Genomic DNA, 6,073 nt, shown 5'->3' with positions numbered 1-6,073 from the left:
AACATGATCTTGAACGCCCTCTCTTCATGCCCGCGCACCAGCCCAGACATCGGACTCATTCGTCTAGGTGCCGGGCTCCGGGGCGCGCGTGGGCGCCGGTCACCACTACTGGTCTGTTTTCACCATGCGTTGAGCGGGGTGGGGGTTGCGGTGGATGTCTTTCGCCCCCGCCGCCCCTACCCGTCCCTCCCCCACTCTCGGCTTCGCTCGAGCGGGGGGACCCCCATCCAGGGGCGCTGCCCCTTCGACCCCGGTCGCGGGAGAGCTCGGGGGGTTCGGGTTCGTTGGCGGGTGCGGGTTGTGTGTGGTTGCTCGCGCAGTTCCCCGCGCCCCTGAAAAGCCCGGGGTGCCCCCGGCTTTTCAGGGGCGCGACCAGCCCTCAGGGGGCGAAGCTGACGGCACAGGAATGGCCTCGCCTCGATCGGGTACGCGAGGGGCGTCGTGCCTGGGACGGATCTTGTCCTGGGCGGGCCGTCCGCGACTACCTGGGGATCTTCCATGGACATACCCTCGAACAACCACGACGCCGCCCGGGCCGCCTCGCCGGCCCAGCAGGCGCTGACCGCACTAGCCCTCGACACCGGTGACACGGCCGCGCTGGACACTCTGGCGGGCAGTGACGTCCTGGTGCCCGTGCCGGACGACGCCGATGAGGCGGCCGTGAACGATCCGACGGCCGTGGCGCTGCCTGTCCTGGAGCAGCCGGGCGGGGAACAGGTCGTGCCGGTCTTCACCTCGGAACCGGCGATGGCGGAGCTGCTGCCGTTCGTGTCCCGTTACCGACTGGTGCCACTGGGTGTCCTCGCCTCCCAGTGGCCGGACGACGACCTGTCCCTGACCATCGACGCCGGCTCACCGCACGGCCTGACGCTCGACGCGCACGACGTGGGCACCCTGCTGGGGCGGCGCGGGACCTGACCTGGGCCGACCGGTCAGCCTTGCTGGAGCACGCGGGCCAGGACCTCGCGTTGCAGCGGCAGTACCTCGGCGTGCAGGTCGCGGCCCTTCGCGGTGAGGGTGACCCACACGCCGCGCCGGTCCTCCGCGCAGACGGACCGCTCCACCAGGCCGTCCTTCTCCAGCCGCCCGATCAGCCGGGACAGCGCGCTCTGGCTGAGATGGACCTTCTCGGCGATGTTCTGCACCCGGCAGAGATCACCGGTGTCCGCGGCGGCGGCCATGCCCGACGCGAGGATGTCGAGCACCTCGAAGTCGCTGGCGCCGAGGCCGTGCGGATGCAGCACCCGGTCGATCTCGCACATCGTCCGGGCGTGCACCGACAGGATGTCCCGCCACTGCTCCTCGAGCCGGGCACCGGCCGTGTTGGCTGCCATATGTGCACGGTAACAGAGGACGGGACGGTCGTTTCCCGTGCAACTAGTGCAGGAACATCCACCCCGCGCGCTACTCGGCGGCGGTGTCCTGGAGCAGCCCGATCAGGTTCCCGTCGGTGTCCTTCGCCGAGGCGATCAGCCTGCCGCCACCGACGTCGTGGACGTCCTCCAGCGTCTCCGCCCCGGCCGCGAGCAGCGCCGCCAGCCTCGACCGGATGTCGGTGACGTGCCAGTACGGCACCGGACCCGTCATGCCCTTCGCGTGACCGTTGGGGTCCAGGCCCACGTCCTGCCCGGCGTCCTTGAACCCGACGTAGTACGGGGTGTCCGCGTACGGTTCGACCTCCAGCAGGGCGCTGAACAGGGCCTTCGCCTGGGTGAGGTTCTTGACGGGGTAGATGATGGTCTTCAGTCCGGCGGTCATGGCGTACGCCTCCGTGAGTTCTTTCCGGCTGATCGGGATCTGTCGACCACGCTAGGGCGGGGGAGCGGCGGGCGGCTTCTCCGATCCTGACCGGTCGCCTCCTGACCGGTCGCCCCGCCGCGGCTCATGCGGGCCGGAGCCAGATGGTGGCGAGCGGGGGCAGGGTGAGGCGGATGCTCGCGGGCCGGCCGTCCCAGGGGTGGGGCTCGCTCTTCACCGGCTCGGGGTTCGTCACCTCGCCACCGCCGTAGCGGGCGGCGTCCGTGTTCAGCACCTCGTGCCACACCGGGACGGCCTCGGGCACCCCGAGGCGGTAGTCCTCGCGGACCACGGGGCTGAGGTTGGACACCGCCAGCAGCGGGGTGCCGTCCGCGTCGTAGCGCAGGAACGCGAAGACGTTGTCCTCGGCTGCGTCCCCGCGCACCCACTGGAAGCCGCCCGGATCGCTGTCCCGTTGCCAGAGGGCGGGGGTGCGCCGGTAGACGGTGTTGAGGTCGCGGACGAGGTCCTGGACACCCCGGTGGTCGCCTGCGGAGCAGTACCCGGGATCGAGCAGCCACCACTCCGGTCCATCTGGCTCGGACCACTCCCCGCCCTGGGCGAACTCCTGCCCCATGAAGAGGAGTTGCTTGCCGGGGTGGGCCCACATGAAGCCCAGGTAGGCGCGGTGGTTCGCCCGCCGTTGCCACCAGTCGCCCGGCATCTTCGACACCAGCGCCTGTTTCCCGTGCACGACCTCGTCGTGGGAGATGGGCAGGACGTAGTTCTCGCTGTACGCGTACACCATCGAGAACGTCATCTCGTTGTGGTGGTACTTGCGGTGCACCGGCTCATGTTCCATGTAGCCGAGCGAGTCGTGCATCCAGCCCATGTTCCACTTCAGCCCGAAGCCCAGCCCGCCGCTGTCGGTGGGCCGGGTCACGCCGTCCCACGCCGTGGACTCCTCCGCGATGGTCACCACACCCGGCGCCCGCCGGTACACCGTCGCGTTCATCTCCTGGAGGAAGGCGACCGCGCCCAGGTCCTCCCGCCCCCCGAACACATTGGGAGCCCACTGACCGGATTCACGCGAGTAGTCGAGGTAGAGCATCGACGCCACCGCGTCCACCCGCAGGCCGTCGATATGGAACTCCTCGCACCAGTAGACGGCGTTCGCCACAAGGAAGTTGCGGACCTCGGTGCGCCCGTAGTCGAACTCGTACGTCCCCCAGTCCGGATGCTCGGCACGCCGTGAGTCCCCGGGCTCGTACAGGGGATCCCCGTCGAAGCGGGCCAGCGCCCAGTCGTCCTTGGGAAAATGAGCCGGCACCCAGTCCATGATCACGCCGATGCCGGCCCGGTGCAGGGAGTCGATGAGGTACCGGAGGTCGTCCGGGGTGCCGAGGCGAGCCGTGGGCGCGTAGAACCCGGTGACCTGGTAACCCCAGGAGCCGCTGAACGGATGCTGGGCCACCGGCATGAACTCGACGTGCGTGAAGCCGAGGTCCCTCACGTACGCCGGGAGCTGCTCAGCGAGTTGACGATAAGTCAGTCCCAGTCGCCAGGACGGCAGATGGACCTCGTACACCGAGAACGGCGCCTCGTGCACTGGGGTGTCCCCGCGCCTCGCCATCCACTCCTCGTCGCCCCACTCGTAGTGCGAGGCCGTCACCACGGAGGCCGTCGCGGGCGGCACTTCGGCGCGGCGGGCCATCGGGTCGGCTTTGAGGGAGCGGCCGCCGTAGCGGGAGGTGATCTCGAACTTGTACCGGGCCTCCTCGCCGACGCCGGGCAGGAACAGCTCCCACACCCCGGACGAACCGAGCGAGCGCATCGGGAACGCCGTACCGTCCCAGCAGCCGAAGTCCCCGGCGACACGCACTCCTTGGGCGTTCGGCGCCCACACCGTGAAGCGGGTGCCGGTGATGCCCTGGTGGGTCATCGGCTCGGCGCCGAGGGCCTTCCAGAGTTGTTCGTGGCGACCCTCGCGGATGAGGTGGAGGTCGAACTCGCCGAGCGCGGGCAGGAAGCGGTACGGGTCGTGGACCTCGTGGTCGGCGTCCTCGTACGAGACGAGCAGCGTGTACGCGGGGACGGCGTCGAGCGGGAGTACGCCGGAGAAGAGGCCGTCGCCCTCCGAGGTGAGGTACCTGCGCTCACCGTCGATCACGACACGCACGGCGTGGGCGTACGGGCGCAGCGCCCGAAAGGCGATCCCGCCCGGCACCGGGTGGGCGCCGAGCAGGGCGTGCGGGTCGTGGTGGGCGCCGGCCAGCAGGCGCCCGCGGTCGGCTGGGGAGAGGGGAGGTGCGTCCGCGCAGGAGCCGGGCGGGCGCGGCGGCGGACCGGCCGACTCGGGGGGAACGGTGTCGCGCAGTGCCACGGTTTCAGCCTCCTCGTACGGCGAGACGTTCGATCGCCGCCATCGGTACGGGCAGCCAGTCGGGCCGGTGCCGCGCTTCGTACAGAACCTCGTAGACCGCCCGGTCCGTCTCGTAGGCGCGCAGCAGACCGTGCTTCTCGCGCGGGTCCCAGTCGGCCCGGGCGGCATAGCCCGCGCAGTAGGCCTCCCGGCAACGGCGTGCCCACTCCGGGCGCCAGGGGCGGCGCTGCCGGGCCGCGTAGTCGAAGGAGCGCAGCATTCCGGCGATGTCCCGCACCGGGGACTGGGTACCGCACCGCTCGGCGAGCGGACGGGACGGCTCGCCCTCGAAGTCGATGACGAACCACTCCCGGTCCGCCCGCAGCACCTGCCCCAGGTGCAGATCGCCGTGGACGCGCTGGGCGGGCGGCCCGACATCGCAGGACAGCAGCGCGCGGAAGGCGGTGCGCAGACCGGGGACGAACGGCTGGAGCGCCGGTACGCAGTGGGCGGCGGCCTCCAGCCGCTCGGTCATCGCGGCCGCCGTCCGCGCGTTCTCGTCAAGGGGCCCGACGGGGAAGGCCGACGCCAGCGCGAGGTGCACCTCCGCGGTGGCCTGCCCCAGCTCACGGGCCTCGGCGGTGAAGCCGTGACCGGCGGCGAGCGCGCCCAGCGCAAGCGTCCAGCCGTCCGACGCGTCGGGCAGGAACGGCTGCAGCACACCGAGCGTCGCCGCGAACGGATCCGTCGTCCGGAACCAGGCCACCGGAGCCGGAACCCGGCCACAGCCCTGCCCCGCCAGCGCGCCCGGCACCTCCAGATCAGGATTGACACCGGGCTGGATGCGCCGGAACACCTTCAGGATGAACGCGTCGCCGTACACCAGCGAGGAGTTGGACTGCTCGGCGTCCAGCAGCCGCGGCGCCAGCCCGGCGGGCACCCGTACGGACGGATCCGCCTCGAAGCGCAGCGGGCCCACCGTGCCGGGATGCCGCAGCCGCTCCAGGAGCAACTGTGCCGACCGGGTGTCGTACAGCGCGTCGTACACCGTCAGACCGGCCAGCGGGCCGTCGTGCGCCCGCCCGATGAGGGCCCGGCCGAGGCCCGGGGGCAGCTGTTCGCGTACACCGAGCAGCAGCTGGTAGCAGTCGCCGGAGGAGAGGGCGCCACCGGGCGCGGGCACCCCGCGGAGACCGACATGGCTCGGGTTCGGGTGCCCGGTGTGGACGAGCAGATGCAGACAGCCCGGGTACAGCTCCGTCATGGACAGCAGGGCGAGGTCCGTGACGGGCCGGTCCTTTCCGGCGAACCAGCGTTGCCGCGGCAGCCACTCGCGCAGCAGCCCGGCGAGCGAGGTCATCAGGTCGGCGGCGACCCCGTCGCTGCTCGGCCGGAGCAATGCGGTCTTCGGCATGGTGACGCGTCCTTTCGCCGGCCCACGCTTCAACGCCCTCGGGCAGCGCGGGAGAGGACTCGGGAGAGCCGGAACCAGTAGAAGCCGTGGCCCGCGAGGGTGAGGAGATAGGGCAGCTCGCCGATGGCCGGGAAGCGCACGCCACCGATCAGTTCGACGGGGTGTCGTCCTTCGTAGGCGCACAGGTCGAGTTCGGTGGGCTGGGCGAAACGGGAGAAGTTGTGCACGCACAGGACCAGGTCGTCCGCGTACTCCCGGAGATAGGCCAGCACGGCGGGGTTGGACGACTGCAGTTCCGTGTACGCCCCGAGGCCGAAGGCCGGGTTCTGTTTCCGGATCTCGATCATGCGGCGGGTCCAGTGCAGCAGCGACGACGGGGAAGACATCGACGCCTCGACGTTCGTCACCTGGTAGCCGTAGACCGGGTCCATGATGGTCGGGAGGTAGAGGCGCCCCGGGTCGCAGGTGGAGAAGCCCGCGTTGCGGTCGGGGGTCCACTGCATGGGGGTGCGTACGGCGTCGCGGTCGCCGAGCCAGATGTTGTCGCCCATGCCGATCTC

6 protein-coding genes are annotated in these 6,073 nt (G+C 70.8%); 1 reads left to right on the top strand and 5 read right to left on the bottom strand.

Going from position 1 to position 6,073, the window contains the following annotated elements:
• Positions 1-498 precede the first annotated feature (498 nt).
• Entirely contained in the window at positions 499-918 is a 420-nt protein-coding gene (locus F3T56_RS45225; RefSeq protein WP_149831278.1) for an SseB family protein, read from the top strand.
• A 14-nt stretch (positions 919-932) separates the two neighbouring features.
• Here the strand turns inward: F3T56_RS45225 and F3T56_RS45220 are convergent, their stop codons facing one another.
• The 5 genes from F3T56_RS45220 to F3T56_RS45200 all read right to left on the bottom strand — a co-directional run.
• Positions 933-1,334 (bottom strand): MarR family winged helix-turn-helix transcriptional regulator, encoded by a 402-nt coding sequence (locus F3T56_RS45220; protein WP_149831277.1) that lies wholly within the window; start codon positions 1,332-1,334, stop codon positions 933-935.
• A gap of 70 nt (positions 1,335-1,404) precedes the next feature.
• Positions 1,405-1,758 (bottom strand): VOC family protein, encoded by a 354-nt coding sequence (locus tag F3T56_RS45215; RefSeq protein ID WP_149831276.1) that lies wholly within the window; start codon positions 1,756-1,758, stop codon positions 1,405-1,407.
• A gap of 124 nt (positions 1,759-1,882) precedes the next feature.
• The gene (glgB, locus tag F3T56_RS45210; RefSeq protein WP_149831275.1) at positions 1,883-4,120 is read right to left on the bottom strand and encodes a 1,4-alpha-glucan branching enzyme; all 2,238 of its coding nucleotides are present in this window, start codon (positions 4,118-4,120) and stop codon (positions 1,883-1,885) included.
• A 4-nt stretch (positions 4,121-4,124) separates the two neighbouring features.
• On the bottom strand, positions 4,125-5,513 hold the full coding sequence (locus F3T56_RS45205) for a maltokinase N-terminal cap-like domain-containing protein (RefSeq protein ID WP_149831274.1): 1,389 nt from the start codon (positions 5,511-5,513) through the stop codon (positions 4,125-4,127).
• A 29-nt stretch (positions 5,514-5,542) separates the two neighbouring features.
• On the bottom strand, positions 5,543-6,073 hold a 531-nt coding region (locus F3T56_RS45200; RefSeq protein ID WP_246204822.1), incomplete at its 5' end, for an alpha-glucosidase C-terminal domain-containing protein.

Origin of the sequence: Streptomyces tailanensis, from assembly GCF_008386495.1 — a bacterium.
Classification (GTDB): domain Bacteria; phylum Actinomycetota; class Actinomycetes; order Streptomycetales; family Streptomycetaceae; genus Streptomyces; species Streptomyces tailanensis.
The sequence above is the reverse complement of the archived record's forward strand: the minus strand, read 5'-3'. Positions and strand labels throughout refer to the sequence as shown.

Excerpts from the sequence above, each read along its gene's own strand:
- F3T56_RS45205 (WP_149831274.1), bottom strand. The coding sequence starts at position 5,513 with ATGCCGAAGACCGCATTGCTCCGGCCGAGCAGCGACGGGGTCGCCGCC.
- F3T56_RS45220 (WP_149831277.1), bottom strand. The coding sequence starts at position 1,334 with ATGGCAGCCAACACGGCCGGTGCCCGGCTCGAGGAGCAGTGGCGGGAC.
- F3T56_RS45225 (WP_149831278.1), top strand. The coding sequence starts at position 499 with ATGGACATACCCTCGAACAACCACGACGCCGCCCGGGCCGCCTCGCCG.
- F3T56_RS45215 (WP_149831276.1), bottom strand. The coding sequence starts at position 1,758 with ATGACCGCCGGACTGAAGACCATCATCTACCCCGTCAAGAACCTCACC.